The 22,121-nt window shown below is 46.8% G+C and carries 18 protein-coding genes; all 18 read left to right on the top strand.

Translation table 11 applies throughout. The annotated features are described in order from the left end of the window. Position 1 precedes the first annotated feature (1 nt). Positions 2-1,660 carry a pilus (MSHA type) biogenesis protein MshL gene (gene mshL, locus ACFFUV_RS19570; protein WP_390196265.1) on the top strand — a complete coding sequence of 553 codons (1,659 nt, stop codon included), beginning with the start codon at positions 2-4 and terminating at the stop codon, positions 1,658-1,660. A gap of 6 nt (positions 1,661-1,666) precedes the next feature. Further along, entirely contained in the window at positions 1,667-2,512 is an 846-nt protein-coding gene (locus tag ACFFUV_RS19565) for an ExeA family protein (protein WP_390196263.1), read from the top strand. Then, positions 2,509-3,600, top strand: a complete 1,092-nt coding sequence (locus ACFFUV_RS19560; RefSeq protein ID WP_390196260.1) for a tetratricopeptide repeat protein — start codon at positions 2,509-2,511, stop codon at positions 3,598-3,600. The genes ACFFUV_RS19565 and ACFFUV_RS19560 overlap by 4 nt, the downstream gene beginning before the upstream one ends. After that, the gene (gene mshE / locus ACFFUV_RS19555) at positions 3,590-5,317 is read left to right on the top strand and encodes an MSHA fimbrial ATPase MshE (RefSeq protein WP_390196257.1); all 1,728 of its coding nucleotides are present in this window, start codon (positions 3,590-3,592) and stop codon (positions 5,315-5,317) included. The genes ACFFUV_RS19560 and mshE overlap by 11 nt, the downstream gene beginning before the upstream one ends. A 6-nt stretch (positions 5,318-5,323) precedes the next feature. Then, positions 5,324-6,547 (top strand): type II secretion system F family protein, encoded by a 1,224-nt coding sequence (locus ACFFUV_RS19550; RefSeq protein WP_390196254.1) that lies wholly within the window; start codon positions 5,324-5,326, stop codon positions 6,545-6,547. A gap of 333 nt (positions 6,548-6,880) precedes the next feature. After that, the gene (locus ACFFUV_RS19545; protein ID WP_390196252.1) at positions 6,881-7,456 is read left to right on the top strand and encodes a prepilin-type N-terminal cleavage/methylation domain-containing protein; all 576 of its coding nucleotides are present in this window, start codon (positions 6,881-6,883) and stop codon (positions 7,454-7,456) included. Between the two features lie 36 nt (positions 7,457-7,492). Continuing rightward, a complete protein-coding gene (locus ACFFUV_RS19540; RefSeq protein ID WP_390196249.1) occupies positions 7,493-7,963 on the top strand; it encodes a type II secretion system protein in 471 nt (156 codons plus the stop codon). Between the two features lie 92 nt (positions 7,964-8,055). Then, positions 8,056-8,574, top strand: a complete 519-nt coding sequence (locus ACFFUV_RS19535; RefSeq protein WP_390196247.1) for a prepilin-type N-terminal cleavage/methylation domain-containing protein — start codon at positions 8,056-8,058, stop codon at positions 8,572-8,574. Next, on the top strand, positions 8,571-9,107 hold the full coding sequence (locus ACFFUV_RS19530) for a prepilin-type N-terminal cleavage/methylation domain-containing protein (RefSeq protein WP_390196244.1): 537 nt from the start codon (positions 8,571-8,573) through the stop codon (positions 9,105-9,107). Before ACFFUV_RS19535 ends, ACFFUV_RS19530 begins: the two co-directional genes overlap by 4 nt. After that, the gene (locus ACFFUV_RS19525; protein ID WP_390196241.1) at positions 9,107-9,847 is read left to right on the top strand and encodes a PilW family protein; all 741 of its coding nucleotides are present in this window, start codon (positions 9,107-9,109) and stop codon (positions 9,845-9,847) included. The genes ACFFUV_RS19530 and ACFFUV_RS19525 overlap by 1 nt, the downstream gene beginning before the upstream one ends. Continuing rightward, positions 9,837-10,271, top strand: coding sequence for an MSHA biogenesis protein MshP (locus ACFFUV_RS19520; protein ID WP_390196239.1), 435 nt, complete (start codon positions 9,837-9,839; stop codon positions 10,269-10,271). The genes ACFFUV_RS19525 and ACFFUV_RS19520 overlap by 11 nt, the downstream gene beginning before the upstream one ends. Next, complete coding sequence (locus ACFFUV_RS19515; RefSeq protein WP_390196237.1) at positions 10,272-13,547, top strand: DUF6701 domain-containing protein; 3,276 nt, start codon at positions 10,272-10,274, stop codon at positions 13,545-13,547. It abuts the gene before it with no gap. Positions 13,548-13,699: 152 nt separating this feature from the next. Further along, positions 13,700-14,743, top strand: a complete 1,044-nt coding sequence (locus ACFFUV_RS19510; RefSeq protein WP_093274359.1) for a rod shape-determining protein — start codon at positions 13,700-13,702, stop codon at positions 14,741-14,743. 52 nt (positions 14,744-14,795) lie between these two features. Next, a complete protein-coding gene (mreC, locus tag ACFFUV_RS19505; RefSeq protein WP_390196233.1) occupies positions 14,796-15,683 on the top strand; it encodes a rod shape-determining protein MreC in 888 nt (295 codons plus the stop codon). Beyond that, the gene (gene mreD, locus ACFFUV_RS19500) at positions 15,673-16,161 is read left to right on the top strand and encodes a rod shape-determining protein MreD (RefSeq protein ID WP_390196230.1); all 489 of its coding nucleotides are present in this window, start codon (positions 15,673-15,675) and stop codon (positions 16,159-16,161) included. The genes mreC and mreD overlap by 11 nt, the downstream gene beginning before the upstream one ends. 1 nt (position 16,162) lies before the next feature. Then, positions 16,163-16,729, top strand: coding sequence for a Maf family protein (locus tag ACFFUV_RS19495; RefSeq protein WP_390196227.1), 567 nt, complete (start codon positions 16,163-16,165; stop codon positions 16,727-16,729). A gap of 19 nt (positions 16,730-16,748) precedes the next feature. Further along, entirely contained in the window at positions 16,749-18,218 is a 1,470-nt protein-coding gene (gene rng, locus ACFFUV_RS19490; RefSeq protein ID WP_390196225.1) for a ribonuclease G, read from the top strand. A gap of 9 nt (positions 18,219-18,227) precedes the next feature. Beyond that, positions 18,228-22,109, top strand: coding sequence for a YhdP family protein (locus ACFFUV_RS19485; protein WP_390196222.1), 3,882 nt, complete (start codon positions 18,228-18,230; stop codon positions 22,107-22,109). Positions 22,110-22,121 lie beyond the last annotated feature (12 nt).

The following is a 22,121-nucleotide window of genomic DNA, read 5'->3' as shown; positions in this document are numbered from 1 at the left end:
AATGCGTCAGGCGGTCATCGTTCTCGTTATCTCATCTCTGGTTGGTTGTTCAATGGGGCACCGTGATCCGGTTGAAACCAAGCAAGCCTTGAATCAGGCGATCAACGAATCAAGCAGTCATAACCTTCAGCAACTGCCAGCCTCGGTTGAAGCTGACTTAATGCCCGATTTAAATAGCCATGACAGTGTGGCGTTGCAAGCCATGAAGCGTTTTCGCATTCAGGCGAATGATGTGGATGCGAAAGCGTTCTTTGCCAGTTTAGTCAAAGGCACTGAATTTAGTACTGCAATTCACCCGGAGGTTACCGGGCGAATTACGGTCAATCTCAGTGATGTCTCTCTGGATGAAGTGCTGAATGTCGTGGGCGATATGTATGGCTACGAGATTGAAAAGAACGGCAAGGTCATTCAGGTTTTTCCCGCTGGATTACGAACCGTGACTCTGCCCGTTGACTATCTGCAGCTAAAGCGTCGTGGACGCTCGCTGACTTCGATTACCACTGGCACCATTACCAATACCGATAACAGCAATACAAGTTCATCGTCAAACACCAATAACTCTTCAAACTCCAATGACAGTGATAGCGGCTCCAACTCCGAAAAAGGGGGGACTGAAATCGAAACCACCAGTGAAAGTGATTTTTGGCCTCAATTGCAACTGGCTGTTTCGCAATTAATTGGTAGTGGAAAAGGGCAAAGTGTTGTTGTTTCACCGCAAGCGAGTGTGATCACGGTAAGGGCTTATCCCAATGAGATTCGCGAGGTAAGACGTTTCCTTGGGGTTTCTCAACAACGGTTGCATCGCCAAGTCATTTTAGAAGCCAAGATTATGGAAGTGACATTGAACGATGGTTACCAGCAAGGTATTAACTGGTCAAAAGCCTTTTCGTCCAATGGAACCAATTACAGCTTAGGCCAAGGCTCGGTGGTACGTGATACTGATGGAAACATTGTGACCTCAGCATTAGCAGGTTTGGATGCGATTGGTAATCTACTTGGTGGTCAAACGAACTTAGTGATTTCCAGCGGCAGTTTTGATGCCGTGCTGTCGTTTATGTCGACTCAAGGTGACGTGAATGTGCTGTCGAGTCCACGTGTGACGGCCTCAAACAATCAAAAAGCAGTGATCAAAGTCGGTACTGATGAATATTATGTCACCGATTTTTCCAGCGTGGTTGGCAGTGGAGATAACTCAGAACCCTCCCCAGAAATCGAACTGACGCCATTCTTTTCCGGTATTTCGTTAGATGTGACGCCGCAAATAGATGATTCCGGAAATGTCTTGCTGCACGTTCATCCAGCGGTAATAGACGTGGCTGAGCAAATCAAAGAGATTGGTTATAACGATTCATCGATTACATTACCCCTCGCGCAAAGTTCGATCCGTGAGTCAGACTCTGTGATTCGTGCTCGAGATGGTGATGTTGTGGTGATTGGAGGTTTGATGAAGTCGAGCGTGGTTGAACAGGCGACAAAAGTGCCGTTTTTAGGTGATGTTCCAGTTCTCGGGCATCTGTTTCGTAGTAAGAGCAATGTGACCGAAAAAACCGAATTGGTTATTTTGTTGAAACCAAGTGTCGTCGGTGTTGATACATGGCAAAAGGAATTGGAACGATCGCGCTCTCTACTGCAAGACTGGTTCCCCGAGCAGCAACCGTAATTTGTTATGTATCTGACGCACTTTGGTTTTTACCAATACCCTTTTCACCTGACCCCAAATACCGAACTTTTTTTAGGGTTAGCGCCTCACTATGAGGCGATTCAAACCGTCAATAGCGCGCTGGCGATGGGGGAAGGTGTTGTGACCGTCACGGGTGAGGTTGGTACTGGAAAAACCATGGTGTGCCGAATGTTGATGTCACTATTTTCTGAACAAACTCAGCTGGTTTATTTGCCAAACCCATGTTTGTCTGACCAAGAATTGCGTCAAGCGATCGCCAAAGAGCTGGCGATTGTTGACAGTGATGCAATCTCTGTCGTTGATGACATTCAGCAACGTTTAGTTGCGCTCCATCGACAACAGAAGCAAGTTGTGGTGTTAGTTGATGAAGCTCAAGCGTTACCCGACAGTGCGATTGAAGCTTTGCGCTTGTTTGGTAATTTAGAAACTGCGCAAGATAAATTAATGCATATTGTCTTGTTTGGGCAGCCGGAGTTAGATCAGCGTTTAGCGCAGCATCACTTACGACAGTTTAGGCAGCGGATTTCATTTCGCGCTAAGCTACGTCCGCTCACTTTGCAAGAAACGGTGGCGTATATTGATAGCCGCTTGATGCAGTCGGGTGGGGATGAGCGCATTTTCAGCTTGAATCATAAGCGCGCAGTTTGGCGAGCCAGTGGTGGCATTCCGCGCTTGATCAATCAGGTGTGCCATAAAGCCTTGCTGATGACCTACAGCGCTCAGCAATCGAGAGTTGGCAGTGAGCGTCTGTTTGAGGCCATTCATGACACCCTAGACACCTATAAGCCGAGATTTAAACGCCCACTGTTATGGGGGTGGAGTCATCCATGAGTAAGATAAATCAAGCATTGAGTGAATTGGCTTCCGAGACCGGAAAGAGCCCAAAAACGTTACAGCGAGCGTCGTTACCTGAAGTGAAGCAGCGCCGGGGTCTACCTTGGCTTATTGCCGGCTTTACATTGAGCATGGCGGTAGGGGGATGGAGCTTAACGCTTCAAGCGCCAAGCGAAGCGATGATCGTTGGCAGTGAGCCGATTGCTTCATCGGCCCCTGAGAAGGCGCGTTCAACCCTATTATCACCTACCAGCAAAATGCTGACCACCAGTGGCGCAGTGTTTCCACTTACATCATCAACGACGTTACACAGCCGGGAGCAAGAGGCTAAGCGTTCTCAACCCCAGTTAACGGCAAAAGTGGATTCAAAACCCCAAGTCACACCAAAAATAAAAGCCGTCAGCCAGAGTTCACCGCCAGTGGCAGAGGCACCGACTGTTTCGCCTCAAGTGAGTCAACCAGGCCGCGTGCATATTGAACAAGTCGACATGACGCCACGACAGTTGGCGACGAATGCTGAGCAACGTGCGCAAAAAGCCCTTGATAGCAACAACCTGAGTGAAGCCATTAGCCAGTATGAAGATGCGCTGCGTTATATGCCAAGTGATGAGAAAGTTCGTCAGACATTATCTGCGCTCTATTACGGTAAAGGAGAAACTCGTAAGTCCGCCGATTTATTGCAACGAGGTATTGAGCGTAATGTGAATAGTCAAGCGTTGCGTATAGCGTTGTCTAAGTTATTGATCAAAGAAAGCCAACAGCAAGCGGCGTTAACGCCGCTTTTGTATTTGCCTGATCAAGCGAGTACTCAGTATTTATCACTACGAGCCGCTTTGGCGCAAAAAGTGAATCAAGATGAAATCGCCGAGCAGAGTTATCAAAAACTGGTGGAGATTGCGCCTGATAACGGTCGATGGTGGATGGGGTTAGGTATTCAGCAAGAGCGAGGATTAAAGCCACAACAGGCGCTTATTTCTTATCAATACGCTTTGCAAAAGTTGGGACTTTCTAGCCAATCACAGCAGTTTATTCGTCAACGTCTCGCATTATTGACGCAGCAAGGGGAGTCTTCTGGTGCAAATTAAATTACGTAAACGGCTTGGCGACCTGTTAGTTGAAGAAGGGATCATCACTGAATCTCAAGTAGAACAAGCCTTAAGTGCTCAAGCCACTACCGGGACGAAACTCGGTGCGACTTTAATCGAGCTTGGATTCCTTTCAGAACAACAGATGCTGACGTTCCTATCGCAGCAGCTTGATGTTCCTTTAATCGATTTAAGCCGCGCTCACGTTGATATTGATGCGGTGCAGCTGTTACCGGAGGTACATGCCCGACGTTTGCGTGCTCTGGTCATTGGCCAAAATAGCGATATTTTGCGTGTGGCAATGAGTGATCCCGCGGACTTGTTCGCTCAAGAAGCACTGCTGAGTCAGTTACCGCAATATGCGATCGAATTTGTGATTGCGCCAGAGAAGCAATTGGTCGATGGTTTTGACCGTTATTATCGTCGTACCAAAGAAATTGCGTCGTTCGCCGAGCAGTTACAAGCTGAACACCAAGTCACTGATGCGTTTGATTTCAATATCACTGATGCAACAGACAGCGACGAAGTGACGGTGGTTAAGCTTATTAATTCGCTGTTTGAAGACGCCATTCAAGTCGGGGCATCGGATATTCATATTGAGCCTGACATCAATGTCTTGCGTCTTCGTCAGCGTATTGATGGTGTACTTCATGAAACGTTACTCAATGAAGTGAATATTGCCCCCGCCCTAGTACTGCGCCTTAAACTGATGGCCAATTTGGATATTTCAGAAAAACGTTTGCCGCAAGATGGCCGTTTTAATATTCGAGTCAAAGGCCAATCTGTTGATATTCGTATGTCGACGTTGCCTGTACAGTATGGTGAAGCTGTGGTCATGCGTTTGCTCAACCAGTCATCGGGCGTGCGTAAACTTGAAGAATCAGGTTTGCCTCATCATTTGCTCGAGCGTTTTCGTCGTCAGCTTCGTCGGCCACATGGCCTGATTTTGGTGACTGGGCCAACCGGTTCCGGTAAAACCACCACCTTATACGGGGCGTTAAGTGAACTGAACCAACCAGGAAAGAAAATCATTACCGCAGAAGATCCGGTAGAGTATCGTTTACCTCGAGTGAGCCAAGTTCAGATCAATAGTAAGATTGCATTGGATTTCTCAACGGTTCTGAGAACCTTTCTGCGTCAAGATCCAGATATTATCTTGATTGGTGAGATGCGCGATCAGGAAACGGTGGAAATTGGTCTGCGAGCTGCATTAACGGGTCACTTGGTTCTGAGTACCTTACACACCAACGATGCGGTCGATAGCGCGCTTCGAATGATTGATATGGGCGCGCCGGGCTACCTAGTGGCGAGTGCAGTGCGAGCCGTTGTTGCTCAGCGACTAGTGCGTCAAGTCTGTAATGACTGTAAAACCGAAGACACTCTCGATACCGCACGTCAACAATGGCTGACTCAACGTTTCCCCAATCAGCAGCATGCAACATTTGTTCGTGGGCGCGGCTGCCAAAGCTGTAATTTGACAGGCTATAGTGGTCGAATTGGTGTGTTTGAAATGTTGGAGTTGGATCAGCCGATGATGGATGCTCTAAGAATTAACGATGCCGTGGCGTTTTCTCGCCAAGCACGTCTATCGAACGAGTATAAGCCTCTGATTGTCTCCGCAATGGAGCTGGCGCTCAGTGGCACCACCAGTTTGGATGAAGTGATGGTTCTGGGGGAGGGTGATAGCTCAGGCCATAGTGAAGCGATTTATTTGTAGGTTTTCATGGCGATATTTCGATACCAAGGTCGTAATGCGCAAGGCGCGCAAGTCTCAGGGCAAGTCGAAGCGGCGACACAGGAGTTGGCTGCAGAATCGCTAATGAGTAAAGGTGTGATTCCTACTTCGCTCAGCGAAGGTAAGGTCCGCACTCAAAGCAGCTTCGATCTTAAAGCCTTATTGACGCCTTCCGTACCACTGGAAGTGCTTGTGATCTTTTGTCGTCAGCTTTATAGCTTGACCAAGGCGGGGGTCCCTCTCTTAAGGGCGATTAAAGGTCTGAGTCAAAACAGCGACCATAAAACCTTAAAAGCGGCTTTAGAAGACGTTAGCCAAGAATTGGCCAACGGCCGTAGTCTGTCGAGTTCGCTGCAAATGCACTCGAATGTATTCAGCTCGTTATTTGTTTCGATGGTTAATGTCGGTGAAAATACAGGCCGGCTGGACCAAGCTTTGCTTCAACTCGCTAACTATTATCAACAAGAGGTTGAAACACGTAAGCGAATTAAAACGGCCATGCGTTACCCTAGCTTTGTGATTAGCTTTGTTGCTATCGCTGTTGCGGTATTAAATCTCAAGGTCATTCCGCAGTTTGCTAATATGTTCCAACGTTTCGGAGTGGATTTACCGCTGCCAACGCGAATTCTAATCGCAACCTCTGATTTTTTTGTTAACTACTGGGCCTTTATTGTGGCTCTGTTAGTTGGCTCTTGGTTTGCTTTTCGAGCTTGGCTGAAAACCGCTAATGGTCGAGAACGTTGGGATAAAGCGCGGCTGAGAATGCCGATTGTTGGCTCTATCGTCAATCGGGCTCAGTTGGCGCGCTTTTCTCGAACTTTTTCGCTGATGCTGACCGCTGGTGTTCCTCTCAACCAGTCATTATCGCTGTCTGCAGAAGCGCTGGATAATCAGTATTTAGAAAACCGTCTTCAGGAGATGAAGTCGGCGATTGAAGCCGGTTCGACGGTTTCTACCACCGCTACCAATACCGGAATCTTTACGCCCTTAGTGCTACAGATGATTTCGGTGGGTGAAGAAACTGGGCAAATTGATCAGTTGCTACTGGAAGTCGCCGATTTTTATGATCGCGAAGTCGATTATGATCTTAAAACTCTCACCGCGCGTATCGAGCCTATTTTATTGGTCTTTGTAGCGGGTATGGTGCTGATGTTAGCACTGGGTATTTTTCTACCTATGTGGGGCATGCTTGATGCGATTAAAGGCGGATAATTTCTTCCTTTTGACGACAAGAGTATTGCCAGTTTCCTGCGTTGGTGCATTTTCTTCTTATCTCAATGCCTCTTATCTAAAGGGGCTGTCCCGCTTATCCCTTTTGTGTTTAAGGTTCACTTTTACATCAGCAAAGTGATCTAACAACCAATATTTTCGTTTAAATTAAAAACAAAGCGCATTAGCGACAATTAATGCTTTTCTATTTAATGCAAAGTCTATAAATTTAATTTGCGTATAAACTTTTCGCTTTGTTTTATTTGTAGTTATATGTTCTATAGTAGTAAATACTATTTTGCGTATAATTAATTCGTTGAGTGTTGGTGTTTATTTATGCCTCATAAACAAGTGGGTTTTACTCTTGTCGAGCTGGTGGTGGTCATCGTTATCGTTGGTCTATTGGCGGTTGCAGCCCTACCTCGGTTTTTAGATATTACAAACGAAGCCAAAAAAGCCAGCGTCGAAGGCGTGGCTGGTGGATTTTCGACAGGTGTGTTATCTGCTCGTGCTCAATGGGAAGCAGAGTCAAGACCCTCAATTTCGGTTGATAGTGAGTCGTACAACAGCGTCAATTATGACGGGGTAAACTTTTGGCTAACTCGTTCGCGAACCAGCTCTGGGGCGAGTACCGGTTATCGTGATGGCTATCCGTTAGCAATCAACACCGGTAATTCCAGTTTTCCTACAGAAATAACAGCCGATGACTGTATCGACTTAATGGAGAATTTACTCCAGAATCCACCGCAAGTTGGGTCGGTTGGTGACGCAAACAGCAATTCAAATATTAAGTATTCAGCGCAAGCCGACGGGACAAATGCCACTTGCACTTATATTCAGCAAGAAGGCGGCTCAGAGCACCAATTTGTGTATGACGCTCGGACTGGGCGAGTCATGGTGACGTTGCAATAGTTTTGTAAGTACATAATACCTATGAGAGAAAATGTTATGAAAAGACAAGGCGGTTTCACTCTAATCGAATTAGTAGTGGTGATTGTTATTTTGGGTATCTTGGCTGTGACGGCCGCGCCGCGTTTCTTGGACTTACAAGGCGATGCGCGTAAAGCATCACTGCAAGGATTAAAAGGGGCAATGCAAGGTGCTGCAGGTATTGTCTATGGTAAAGCAGCTATTGATGGTGTGGAAAATTCTGATACCGTCGTTTCAGTCAGTTCAGGAAGCACAACAGTTGATACTTTGTTTGGCTTCCCGACGGCAACTAATTCGGGGATTGGTAGCGCAGTCGCTGGGTTAAATGACTCTCAAGGTGATTGGGCTCCAGTTAGTGGTAGTGTTACATCAACAAGTATCCAATACACCTTTAATGGGCGTGATACTGCAACTGGTTGTAATGTTCAATACAATCAGGCTACGTCTGCTTCAGAGCCGACAATTACTGTCAATGGCGAAAGCTGCTAATTAAAAAAAGGCCAGCAATGCTGGCCTTTTTTCACTTCCTTCTAACCATTTTCATCTATGTTTAGATAAACATCCTATCAAGCTAGAGAACCATGCGCCGCACTGTTGATTCCGGTTTCACCTTAGTTGAATTGATTGTTGTGATCATTTTGATCGGCATTGTGTCGGTTTATGCCGCAAGCCGTTTTTTTGGTGTCGATAGCGTCTCAGCACCGGTTGCTAAAGAGCAAATTATTTCTGTTATTCGTCAAGTGCAACTCACGCGAATGCAAAATAATATCAATGAATTAAGTTCCTATTGCCGTGACAGTGCGCCTGCGTCGTCAGCCCAGCGTCAACAATGTCTGCGCAGCCGTTTGGTCATTCAGCCTCACTGTATTGGCAGCGCTCAAGCATGTTCATTGACTGACTTGAGTCAACGCAGCGATGCGGTCGCTTTGTCCAACCTAAACTTTTCAACGACCACTGTACTAAACGAAGTGGATTTTGATTTGCTTGGTAATCCTCAAGGCAGTGCTGGTAATGGTTTCACCATTTCGATTCAAGGGTTGGACAGCCGTGCCAGCGTGTGTGTTAATCCACAAGGCTATGTTGGTGGAGTCTGCCTATGAAGTGCCCCAAAGCGCGTGGATTTACGTTAGTTGAGAGCGTCGTAGCGATGGTGATTATGGGCATCGCGATGGTCACGATAGCGTCTTTTTTATTGCCTCAAGTTTTACGTTCTGCTGACCCTTACTACCAAATTCGCGCTTTAGATCTTGGGCAAAGCGTGATGTCTAAAATGTTGGCGCGGGGCTTTGCGGATAACAGTGATTTTAACGGCGGTAATTGGCGTTGCGGCGACGATAACACCTTGTGTTCAACGCCGTTAGGGCCGGATGGCGAAAGCGCTCCACAACAATTTAATGATGTTGATGATTACATTGGCTGTTGGGTGCCAACTGGTAGTGCGCAGTGCGGTGACCTTAATATTTTAGCGGACGACACCAGCGGTGAAACCTACCGTAATTTTCGCCTTGATATCGCTGTGAGCAATGACAACTCTGACGGTTTTGCTCCACAGACCATGAAAAAAATCGAACTCTCGATAACCATTCCGAATCAGTCACCAGTTGAATTGCAGGCTTGGCGAGGGAACTACTGATGAAATTAGGTGCTCCACGCGGTTTTACATTAGTCGAAATGGTGGCAACGATTGTTGTTAGCTCGATACTGATCCTTGGCATCGCAGGTTTTATTGAACTCGGCACCACAGGTTACGTTGATTCTGTTGAACGAGGACGTTTACAAACTCAAGCCAAATTCTTACTTGAAAAGATGAGCCGTGAAGTACGTCATAGCATTCCGAATCTGGTTTCTACCGATTCTCCCGCAGGCTACGAAACTTGTCTAAACTTTTATCCTATCGACCATTCCGGTTTTTACACTGTTTCCGGTGCCGATCTGCAATTTGTTATTGGTGATGACTATACGAATGAACAGATCGTCGATGTAGGCAAAAAGCTGATTATTAACCCAGCGCGAATGGCGGATATCGACAATGCGATTGAACTGACCTCCAGTAATACCAGCATATCTGGCGCGGTGTTTACCGTCACAGATGGTCAACAAGCATTAGTCAGTGAATCTGTGGCTAAGCGTATGTATCTGTTTAGTCGTCGCGTCGCTTATTGTTTGCCAAGTACAGTGAAACCATCCCATTTACAAAGGGTTGATAACGGGCAAGCGGTCGCCATTTCGGACAATATCGTGACACAAGCCGAGTTTCGTTACGATCAAACGGATCTTCGCCGCGGTAGTTTGATTCATATTGATCTTGATCTCACTCAGAATGGTGAGAACAACCATTACCAGCAAGATATACAGGTGCTTAATGTCCCCTAGTTTACGTAAGCAAAAAGGTAACCTGTACATCGTGGTCATTTTTGTACTGGTCGTGATAGGGTTTTTGGCTAGTGGTTTGGCCAGAATACAGTGGTCAGATAACGATGCTCAGACGCGTAGCGTGCTGGGCGCACAAGCTTGGCTGATTGCTCACTCGGCCAATGAGTGGGCGCTGACTCAGCTTTATCCACTGAGAGAAAATGACCAGCCTTTTGATTTGGCAGCTCATTGTCAAAACCTTGCACCCGCGCCAGACACGCTAGAAACGGCGAGCTGCCGTGAAGTCGAAGTGACATGCAGTGCCTCAGCCAGTGAGGTACCTGACGCGTTAAAGTTTTATCGTGTTGAGGCGCGAGTGCAGTGCGGTAGTGGGATTAACTTAGTGGAACGACGCCAGCAAGTTTGGGTTAGAGAGGTGGAATAGATGAAATGGTCGCCGTTTTTTTCGGGAGTATTGCTGACCTTGTGGTCATCATTGGTCAGTGCTGCTTTTTTCCCTTCTCAGTGTTCCAGCATTGAAACCAGCCAAGACTTCTCGGTAAGCTTTAGTTTGCGTCCTGCGTTACTTCAAGAAACCGTATATATCACCAAGCGCAATCAAGATGGGTTTGTTGTTGCTTGGACTAACGATCGTCTGATTCGACGTGCTGCAATCCATGATAGGCAAACTCTGCCTCTATTTAACTACAATATCTTACTTCAGTATGAACACATTCGCGGAAAGCGAGGTGTGTTGACCTATTATCTTGAGCGCAATGGCAGTTGGGTTGAAATTGATGCCGTCGAGGCCGATGTTACCGATTTGTCGGCAGCGATAGAGGTCTCTGGGATTAATGTGCAGAACTTAGCGTGTTCTGAAGAGATCGAATTTCCTGAAGCTGAGTCGCTTAACCTTTGCGAGTATTTTCCCGATCCGATTCAAAGTAACCGTTACGTGTTAGGTGTGCCATTTTTCACTGACTTAGTCATTGGCGGCGATCGCAATAAACTCTATTTGCCAACGTATTCACCGATTTCTTTCTCATCCGTGGCGACTAACCCCTTTGGGCAAAGTGGTTGTGTGTACGGCAGTTCAAGCTCGGTCTCGGGCTGCCTATATAATCCATTTTTGAGTTACGCTAACTTTCCACCGCAACTGGCCACGTTTATCCCAAGTTCGAAAGATGTTTTTTGCACCAACAGTTGCACGGAAACGCTTTCTCCTGGGGCTTATCGCACCATTACGATTGGTTCTAATGGCAGTACGGTGACGCTTTCAGCAGGAGAGTATTGGATAAATACGCTTAATTTCTCAACCAACGATGCCAAGCTTAACGTCACCGGTCAGGTGGTGCTTCATTATAAAAACTTATTAATTAATGGTGACCGAGTAAAAATAAACAGTGAAGGGAATGCCGACAATTTGGTTTTAATTGGTCATGGCACGAATTCAGGGATCACCATCTATAACAATGATGTTTCCGACCGAGCACATTGGTATGTTGACCCGGATAATCTTTTTGGCGTCAATGGCATAGTGAGTTACGCAGACCGTTTCAATTGGCGCGGTGCAATAACCGCAACACGGGTACGATTAGGTGGACACGACAGTCAAATTTCCGCTTACGCGCCACAAAGTTGTGCGCTGTTTAATAATAACTATGCAATCACTATGTCGCCGAATACGGATATTAGCTTGATGTGCGGCGATGAACGCCCTGAGTTCTTAGTCAGAACGACCAACAACGCGTTAGGATTTTCAACTCAAGTGAATGTCGACGTGTTTGATTCGAGTGGTAACGCGGCTTCGGGGGTGACACTGGTGGTGACGGACGGCGTGGGCTCCGGTTCTGGGAGTGTTTTTACCTCTAACAGTGAAGGGCGTTTGCGTTTGCAAGTCGTGAGTGACAACCCGGCCCTAGTGGCTTTAAACCAAAGTTACTCATTGAAAGTCACAATGGCCGTCGATAATAATCAAGCGGATGTGAGCACATTTCGCTATGTTCCATTTAAGTTTGCTGTCGACGATCAGCAAATCATCGCAGGCCAAGAGACCACCATTGACGCTCAAGTACTGGCGTGTGATGTGGATGGTGGACAAGTGGTAGCAAGCAATTATGCTGGCTCACCGCAAGTTACCCAGCGCGTCGATTACCCGAATTCATCGGACGGGGGAATTGAAGGGGTATTAAGTTATCAACCTCAATTTAACCAAGGGCGTTCTACGGCGTCGTTAACCCACAGTGAAGCTGGTCAATTTACGGTCACGCTGCAAGATAGCCGTTATGATTGCTCTGAATTTGCCAGTTGTCCTGTCGATGGAAGTGGCGTGCTACAAGGTAGTTTCACTTTGTATTCTCGCCCATGGACGTTTGCAATTTGTGGTGACAATGTGCAACAGGGGACCAGTGAGTCAGGGCTTGGTATGGTTGCGGCTGGTGAAGGCTTCGACCTGATCGCAAGGCCGATCCGTTTTACGACTCAAAGTGACAATCGCTGCAATCTCGATTTGGTCACCCAAAATTACTTCTATTCTGATGCCAGCATTGATGCCAGTTATTCTCTGGATACCCCTGAGTCTGGTGTGCTAGGCGCTTTGTCTTCCAGTCGTGGTTTGAGCCAAGTGATTGGCGCCGCAGATGTGGTGAATCAGGGCTATCTATTTAACCAACTGCGTTACGATGATGTCGGAAGTATTGATTTTCACGTTACCGAAACAGGCAGTTTCTATTCCAATATTTTACAAGGAATAGAAACATCACGGACCTTAGGTCGTTTCTACCCTGCTCAGTTTCGAGTGTTGAGTAATGAGTGGGGTTACCCGGGAACGCAATCTTTTATCTATATGAACCAACCGTTTGAATCTGTTGGTTATCAAGTCGAAGCGCTTAATGCGCAGTTTGAACCGGTCCAAAATTACCCGTTGTTTAATCCGGGTTTACAGGCTCAGTTTGATATCACAGAGCCCAATTATGATGACCGTTTTAGCGCGCCGCGAATGGCAGGGGCTTGGCAACAGATTGATGGGCGGTCGATTGGCGCATTTACCCAATCCGGAAGCGATGATTGCTTAGACGGCTTATGTTGGAGAAAACTTGCTGATTTCACCCCTGACGGCCCGTTCAATATGTTGGCTGAATCATTGACCACCGATTTGCAGCTTACGGGCGACCTCATTCCCGGAGATGGTAATGACAACCAAGACCCAGTGAATTTTGCCGGTAATGACAATCAGTTTCTCATTCAGCCGGATATTCGTTTCGGACGAGCTCGGCTTGAAAGTGTCGGAGGGCTGGAAGATCAACAAATTCAGGTTCCTTTAAGTGTTGGGTATTGGAATGGCCAACAGTTTGAGAAAAACGTTGATGATGATTCCACTTCATTCAATGGTGAGCACTTTTGTTCACAACTCATTTGGTCTGAGGGCGGGAGTGGGGCATACTTGTCTGGCAGCGGTCGCGTGTCGAGTGGCTCTTTCTCGTCATTGCTTGCGCAACAAACGGTTGTGGGGAAACAACAAGTTCGCTTTTGGCTGCGTTTAGGTCTTCCTCAAACGGATGGTGATTGCGTTGCCTCAACCAATGTTTTACCTTGGCTTCGTTATGATTGGGCACAAGCTCAAACTGATGAACAAGATCCCTCCGCTGTTGTGACTTTTGGTCTATATCGAGGCAGCGATAAAGTCATTTTTCGTGGTGAGCGAGGAATGACTGGGCAGTAAATTTTGGATATTTTGGGGTTTTAGTTAGGAATCTGTTAGAAATTGCGGGTTTCAGCCCATCTTTCCACTTCATTGCCTTGCTGTAATGGCAAGGCATTGGTAAATTTAGAGCAATTTTCTTTCTTCTAATTCTTTCAGGACGAGCGAAGAGTATGTTCAAAAAACTTCGTGGCATTTTTTCTAATGACCTATCTATCGATTTAGGTACTGCCAACACTCTTATTTACGTTAAAGGACAAGGTATTGTTCTTGACGAACCTTCCGTTGTTGCGATTCGCCAAGACCGAGCTCGCGCAGGCAAAAGCGTCGCGGCTGTTGGTCACGCTGCTAAACAAATGCTGGGTCGTACTCCGGGAAATATTTCTGCTATCCGTCCGATGAAAGATGGTGTGATTGCAGACTTTTATGTCACCGAAAAGATGCTGCAACATTTCATCAAGCAAGTGCATGACAATAGTGTACTTAAGCCTAGCCCTCGTGTACTGGTCTGTGTACCTTGTGGATCAACTCAAGTTGAGCGCCGCGCAATTCGTGAATCGGCCCTAGGTGCTGGTGCGCGTGAAGTGTATCTGATTGACGAGCCAATGGCGGCGGCAATTGGTGCTGGGCTTCGTGTATCAGAACCTACTGGTTCCATGGTGGTTGATATCGGTGGTGGTACCACCGAAGTTGCGGTTATCTCACTCAATGGTGTGGTTTACTCTTCATCTGTTCGTATTGGTGGTGACCGCTTTGACGAAGCGATCATCAATTATGTGCGCCGTAATTACGGCAGCTTAATTGGTGAAGCAACCGCCGAGAAAATCAAGCACGAAATCGGTTCTGCTTACCCAGGCGATGAAGTGCAAGAAATTGAAGTTCGTGGTCGTAACTTGGCTGAAGGTGTACCACGCAGCTTTAGTCTTAACTCAAATGAAATTCTTGAAGCCTTGCAAGAGCCTCTAACAGGTATCGTATCAGCAGTGATGGTAGCGCTAGAGCAGTGTCCGCCAGAATTGGCATCAGATATCTCTGAAAACGGCATGGTATTGACGGGTGGCGGTGCGCTACTTAAAGACCTTGATCGTTTACTGACTGAAGAGACCGGTATTCCTGTGGTTATCGCCGAAGATCCATTGACCTGTGTGGCTCGTGGTGGCGGTAAAGCACTAGAGATGATCGATATGCATGGTGGCGATCTTTTCAGTGAAGAATAATAAGACTTTGACGCCGAATGGGGTCAACTCTCGATAAGCAGGAACTCAATCAATGAAGCCGATTTTTGGCCGAGGACCTTCACTTCAGATACGTCTGTTATTCGCCGTCATTCTATCAGCCAGCCTTATGCTGGCTGATAGTCGTTTAGGTGCGTTTACTCAAGTACGCTATATATTGAACAGTGTGGTCGCGCCAATTCAGTACGTTGCAGATTTGCCACGTAGCATGTTCGACGACTTTTATGAGCAGTTCAATACACGTCAGCGCTTGATGGATGAAAATCACAGCTTTAAACGTGAAGTCCTCAGACTGAAGAGCGATATCAGCCTGCTCGATCAGTATAAAGAAGAAAACCAGCGCTTGAGAAAGCTGCTGGGGTCTAGTTTCGTGCGCGATGAACGCAAAGTCGTCACTGAGGTGATGGCCGTCGACACCTCACCGTATCGTCACCAAGTGGTGATTGATAAAGGCCGCACTGATGGCGTTTATGCTGGGCAACCTGTCGCCAATGAACGAGGCATTGTCGGTCAAGTCACTTTCGTGTCGGCTCATAATAGCCGGGTGCTACTGCTTACTGACGCTAACAGTGCGATTCCGGTACAACTGCTACGCAATGACATTCGAGTTATTGCTTCCGGTAACGGCCAAATTGACCGTATTCAACTTGAGCATATTCCAATCAGTACCGATGTTCAGGAAGGTGATGTGCTTGTTACTTCAGGGCTCGGTGGTGTCTATCCAGAAGGGTATCCGGTCGCGAAAGTCTCACTGGTTGAGCGAGACTCACGCCGCGAATTTGCCTTGATTGAAGCCGATCCTGTGGTCGATTTTGAGCGACTTCGTTATTTGCTACTCATCTGGCCAAATGATGTGCGTCAAGATCGTGTTCAATCGGCGATGCCGGAACAGATGACAGAGGAAATCAGCAGTGACCAATAAGTTTTTTCAAGGCCGCTTTGTCATCATCGTAACCTTTCTTGTTGCGCTGACCTTACAGACCATTCCGTGGCCAGGTGTTCTCGACTTACTCAGACCGTCTTGGCTATTACTCGTCGTCTGTTATTGGGTCTTGGCGCTCCCTCATCGTGTGAATGTTGGCAGTGCTTTAGTCCTTGGTTTAATGTGGGACTTATTACTCGGCTCAACGCTGGGCATTCGCGGTATGATGATGTCTATCGTCGTGTATTTAGTCGCACTTAATTTCTTAGTGATGCGTAACATGGCGCTTTGGCAGCAGGCGATTTTAATCGGTTTGCTCTCTATGTTGCTGGATGTATTGATTTTCTTTGGTGAATATTTGATCCAAGACGTTGCATTTAATCCGCTATCACTGTGGAGTGGGCTAATAAACTGTATACTTTGGCCATGGATGTTTTTATTGCTGCGTCGTATCAGACGCCATTGGCATATTAAATAATATGGAATCACCAACACTGATCCTCGCGTCTGGGTCTCCCAGACGCAAAGAGCTTCTTCATCAACTTGGCTACCAGTTTGAGGTCGTCAAACCGGATGTCGAAGAGTGTCAAACCGCCGAAGAAAGTCCGGTGCAGTATGTAGAACGCCTTTCGCAAGACAAAGCATTTGCTGGTGTGCAATTAGCCCCACCGAATGCAGTGGTGATTGGTTCGGATACCATTGTCGTCGCGGGTAGTGACGTTTTGGAAAAGCCTCAAGATCTAACGGATGCCAAGCGTATGTTACTCAGATTATCTGGTACATCGCATCAAGTGATGACAGCCGTGACTGTCGCCACACAAACCAAACACAAGTCTGTTGTTGTGACAACGGATGTATGGTTTAAAGCTCTAGACCAAGCAGAAATAGAACAATATTGGCAGTCTGGAGAACCATGCGATAAAGCTGGCAGTTATGCTATCCAAGGATTGGGTGGGCGATTTGTAACTCGCATCGAAGGCAGCTATTACGCTGTTGTAGGATTACCGCTATTTGAAACTGACCAGCTCTTGCACGAATTTTTATAATTTACTTTGAGGTGTGCTCATGAGTGCAGAGTTGTTGATCAACGTGACCCCGAGTGAAACTCGAGTGGCCATGATTGAAGGAGGTTCACTCCAAGAAGTACATATCGAACGTGAAGCAAAGCGTGGTATTGTTGGCAATATCTATAAAGGCAAAGTGAGCCGTGTGCTGCCAGGCATGCAGGCGGCGTTTGTTGATATTGGCTTAGATAAAGCCGCCTTTCTTCATGCCTCCGATATCGTCCCCCATACTGAATGTGTTGCCGAAAACGAAAAACAGCAGTTTCAAGTTCGTGATATTTCTGAGCTGGTTCGTCAAGGGCAAGACATCGTGGTGCAAGTGGTGAAAGACCCACTCGGCACCAAGGGCGCACGTTTAACCACAGACATTACACTTCCCTCTCGTTATCTGGTCTTTATGCCTGGTGCCAGCCATGTTGGTGTCTCTCAGCGTATTGAAAGCGAGTGTGAACGCGAGCGATTGAAAAAAGTCGTTGCTGACTATTGCGATGAAAACGGTGGTTTTATCATTCGTACTGCGGCGGAAGGCGCAGATGAGAAAGAGTTGTCTCAAGATGCGGCGTTCTTAAAGCGTTTGTGGTCGAAAGTGGTGGAGCGCCGTTCTAAATATAAAACCCGCTCAACCCTGTACGGTGAGCTTGGTCTATCCCAACGTATTTTGCGTGATTTTGTCGGAACCGAACTGACAAAAATTCTTGTCGACTCTCGCCTTGAGTTCGAAAATTTGTTGGAATTTACATCTGAATACGTGCCAGAGCTGTCTGATAAGCTTGAGCTGTTTGAAGGTGATAAACCGATTTTCGATATGTTCGACACCGAAAATGAGATTCAACGTTCATTAGAACGTAAAGTCGAACTCAAATCTGGTGGCTATCTGATCATTGACCAAACAGAAGCAATGACCACAGTTGACATCAACACCGGAGCGTTTGTCGGTCGTCGTAATCTCGAAGAGACGATTTTTAATACCAACATTGAGGCGACTCAGGCTATTGCTCGTCAACTGCGCCTGCGCAATCTCGGCGGTATCATTATTATCGATTTTATCGATATGACATCAGAAGACCACCGTAAGCGAGTGTTGCTGTCATTAGAGGCAGCGCTGAATAAAGACCGAGTAAAAACCAACATCAACGGCTTTACCCATCTAGGTTTGGTTGAGATGACCCGCAAACGGACACGAGAAAGTATTGAACATGTTTTATGTTCGACTTGTCCTACTTGTGAAGGGCGAGGCAGTGTCAAAACTGTAGAAACGGTGTGTTTTGAAATTCTGCGTGAAATCACTCGTGTTAATCGTGCTTATGATTCGGATAAGTTCGTAGTTTATGCTTCTCCAGCGGTCGCTGAAACGCTACAAGGTGATGAATCGCATGCACTCGCAGAGCTTGAGGTGTTTATCGGCAAGCAAGTTCGTATTCAGTTAGAACCTTTGTATATTCAAGAACAATTCGATGTCGTTATGATGTAAGGCTGTTTGGTGAGCTCGACTGCTACGCGTATATCACGCTTTTTGCTTTGGCTATTGGTGATTTTTCTTGTCACCTTGGCCATTGCGGTAACCACACTACGTATTGCGTTACCTAAGTTAAACCACTTTCAATCTGAAATTCAAACTCTGGTTACGAAAGTGACAGGTGTAGAGATGCAGATCGACAACATCAGTGGTTTCTGGCGCAATACCCATCCGTCTATCTCGTTGCAAGGCATTCAAGCTAAGCTGCCCAAAGGCAGTCATGTTAAATTTGCCGCGGACAAAGTGGATGTCGAATTTGACCTCGTGCAGTCAGCGATGCAATTACAGCCTGTGATTGCAGAACTGACCATTCACCAATTGGGACTTGATGTCAGTTCCATCGACTTTTTCTCTTTGCAGCAAAACCCAGTGAACCAAGAGGATAAGCCCAAACGTAACGCGGTGCAGATTCTTGATGATCTCTTCCTTCGTCAGCTAGATAACTTCTCGCTTATTGACTCAAATGTGATTTACACCAGTGTTGATACCGGTGTTCGTCAATTGAATATTGAAAAACTGAATTGGCGTAACCATGGACGTCGCCATGTTGCTGATGGCTTGGTAAGTATTGCTGACAGCAATATTAACTCGCTGAGCGTCAGCGCCGATTTTGTCGATCATGGCTCATTGCTTGATGTCTCCGGTGAATTTTACGCCGCAGCTGATCGAGTGAGTATCACGCCATGGCTAACGGTGTACCTCAAAGATCAAACCGGCATTGAAAAAGGGGAAGTGGGCTTACGCAGTTGGATTACCCTTAAGCATTCACAGCCGACCAACGCTTATGTCGATCTCAAACCTTCGGAGCTGATTTGGCAAGAAGGACAGCAGCACCAACTCAATATTGAATCTGGTGTGTTTCAGTTATCTCGTAAAGGCGAAGGTTGGCTGGTGAGTGGTCACTCACTCAAGCTTAGAACTGATGATACACCTTGGCCTCAATTAGACTTAGCTCTGGATTATCAACCTCAACAGTGGCGTTTAAATGCCTCGCAGCTCGAATTAAGCGCAGTGAGCCCACTGGTAAAATTATTACCCGACTCGCAGGCGACCACCGATATTCTTGAGCAGCTTAAATTGGGTGGTTTGCTTGAAGATGTTCGAGTCTCTATGGCGAGTGGCTTGGAAACCCTTCGCTATTCCGCAACGCTTGAAAACGGTCAAATGGCGCAATGGTCGCTATTACCTGAGTTTCATCATTTAAGTGCTTCTATCGCTGGCAATGCGGATAAAGCAGATATTCACCTCTCGCTGATTGATGATATTTTACCTTATGGTGATGTCTTTCAAGCTCCGCTGAACATCAAGCAAGGACAAGTTGATATTGTCTGGCAGCGGCAGAAGTCGGGATGGTCTCTTTGGGCGGATAAAGTGACGGCCGCCACACCAGACTTACAGGTTTTAGGGGCGTTTCGTTTGGACTTTCCAAAAGACAAAAGCCCATTTCTCTCTTTTTACGCCGAAGCGGATGTCTATAACGCTGGAGAAACTTGGCGTTACTTACCCACATTAGCTCTTGGCCAAACCTTGACCGATTACCTGTCTACCGCGATTCAAGCCGGGAAAGTGGATACGGCGAAATTGGTTTGGTATGGCAATTTAAGCGATTTTCCATACAAAAATGAGTCAGGCATTTTCCAAGCGTGGGTGGGCCTGAAAGATGGCCAGTTTAGCTTTGATACCAATTGGCCAGCGGTCACCGATTTGCAGATGGATTTGCTGTTTCAAAACGATGCTATGTACTTGGACTCTGAGCACGCCATTCTCAACGAAGTTAAAGCATCACGGATTAAGGGACAGATTGCCCAGTTGGCAGAAGATGGTCATTTGCAGCTAGAAGCCATTGCCAGCGGTGATGGGCAAGCGGTACGTGATTACATGATGGCAACGCCGTTAGTTGATTCTGTCGGTGCTGCGTTAACCGCAGTTAAAGTCAAAGGGGATGTGGATGCGTCTTTCCAGCTTGATATTCCACTTAATGGGGATGAGCCTCGCGCCTGGGGCTATGCCGAATTAAAAGATAATCATGTCGATATTGATGCACCGCCGATGGCTTTAGAGTCAGTGTCAGGAAAAATCGAGTTCGATAATGATGTGGTCAATGCCGCAGGCATTTCTGCTCAGTTATTAAATCAACCCGTGGCCGTGGATTTTAAAGGCGAGAATGCCACCCAAGGTTATGCGGTCAACATCGATGTGTTGGGGGATTGGGATATCCAACCGTTAGCGCCCTATATCGGCGAGGTTTGGACTCAGCCATTATCCGGACATGCGCCTTGGCGAGCCGGTGTGGATATTCAACTTAACGACGTTGGTTTTAGCTATCAGATTAACGCCAATGCCGACTTAAGGCAGTTAGTTAGTACTTACCCTTATCCGCTCAATAAAGCGATGAATGTTAAAGGTAAAGCCACACTTCAGGCTTCAGGTAATCAGCAACGAGTGGCGGCGCGTCTGCAATTACCGAACACCAAGTTTCAAACCGATGTGGATTTAAGTGGTGATATTCCGGTATTGCAGGCCACCAATCTGGTGTTAGGTCGCGGTAGTTTTAAGATAAGCCCGATGGTGGGTCATCACGCTCAAATACGATTGAAGCGACTTGATCTGGATACTTGGGATAGCTGGTTTAAAACCCACTCAGCGCAACTTGAGCAGACTCAAGGCGCAAAAGACGACGTAAAACAGATACAAAAACCACAACTGCAGCGACTTGATCTTGAAGTGAAAGAGTTGAAAGCGGCAGGGATAGATTGGAATGATGTCAATCTTAATGCGCGGAATAAAGATAAGACCTGGACCATCAAATTGGATAGCCAGGAAGCAAAAGGGGAAGTGCAATACGATCCTTCGCGCAATAATACCGTTGTTAACTTAAGTAAATTGCACATCTTTGTTCCGGGGCTCGATGCTAAAAATGAGCATCCTTTGGAGGCGCCGACTCTTGAGCGTCCATTGGTCACCGACTTGGAACGCGATATCTACAAAGGTGTGACTAACGTGACAGTGAAAGTGGATGACTTTTGGCTGCAGGGCTACAAAGTAGGTACCGCAGACATGAGAGTTCGCCGCGAACTCAATCAAATACGCTTAGAGAACCTATCGTTTGCCAGTGGCAGCAACAAAATTGATATCGACGGTACGTGGGCACTGGGTAAAGACAAAAATCAGTCCGCGTTTAATCTGTTTGCCAAAGGGGATAATAACAGCGACCTGATGGAGCGTTTTGGCATCGCCTCTGGTGTTCAGAAAGCGCCGTTTGAACTCAAAACGTCGTTATCTTGGCAAGGCGCACCTTGGTCAATGCGAATTAATACCCTCGCCGGCAAAGTGAATACTGAGCTGGGGAAAGGGATTATTTCGGATGTCAGCGGCGCGGCAAGATTGCTTGGCCTGTTCAGTTTGGATTCCATCATTCGCAAGATGCAGCTCGATTTCTCCGATGTTTTCGACCAAGGTATGGCGTTTAACTCGATTACGGGGAGCGGTGAAATTCAAGATGGAGTCTTTGTCACTAACGATATCGAGATGGATGCGGTGGCTGGTGAAATGACCATCAAAGGATTGGCGGATTTGAATAAACGTACGGTGGATGCAGAAGTTAACTTTGTTCCGGATATTACGTCAGGAATTCCAGTGCTGACCGCATTTGCCGTTACACCGACGACCGCACTGTATGTGCTTGCGATTACGACGGTGATATCTCCCGTGGTGGAGGTATTTACTGAAGTCAATTATCAAGTTAAAGGTCCGTTAGATTCACCGACGGTAAAAGAGTTGTCGCGCAGTCGCGGAGAGTTTAAGCTGCCAGAAAAACTTCGTAAAGAAGCTGAAGCGGTGCAATAAAGGAGAATACTC

The sequence above is a fragment of the Vibrio olivae genome (assembly GCF_042428525.1).
GTDB lineage: Bacteria > Pseudomonadota > Gammaproteobacteria > Enterobacterales > Vibrionaceae > Vibrio > Vibrio olivae.
This window is presented reverse-complemented; position numbering and strand designations above follow the sequence as displayed.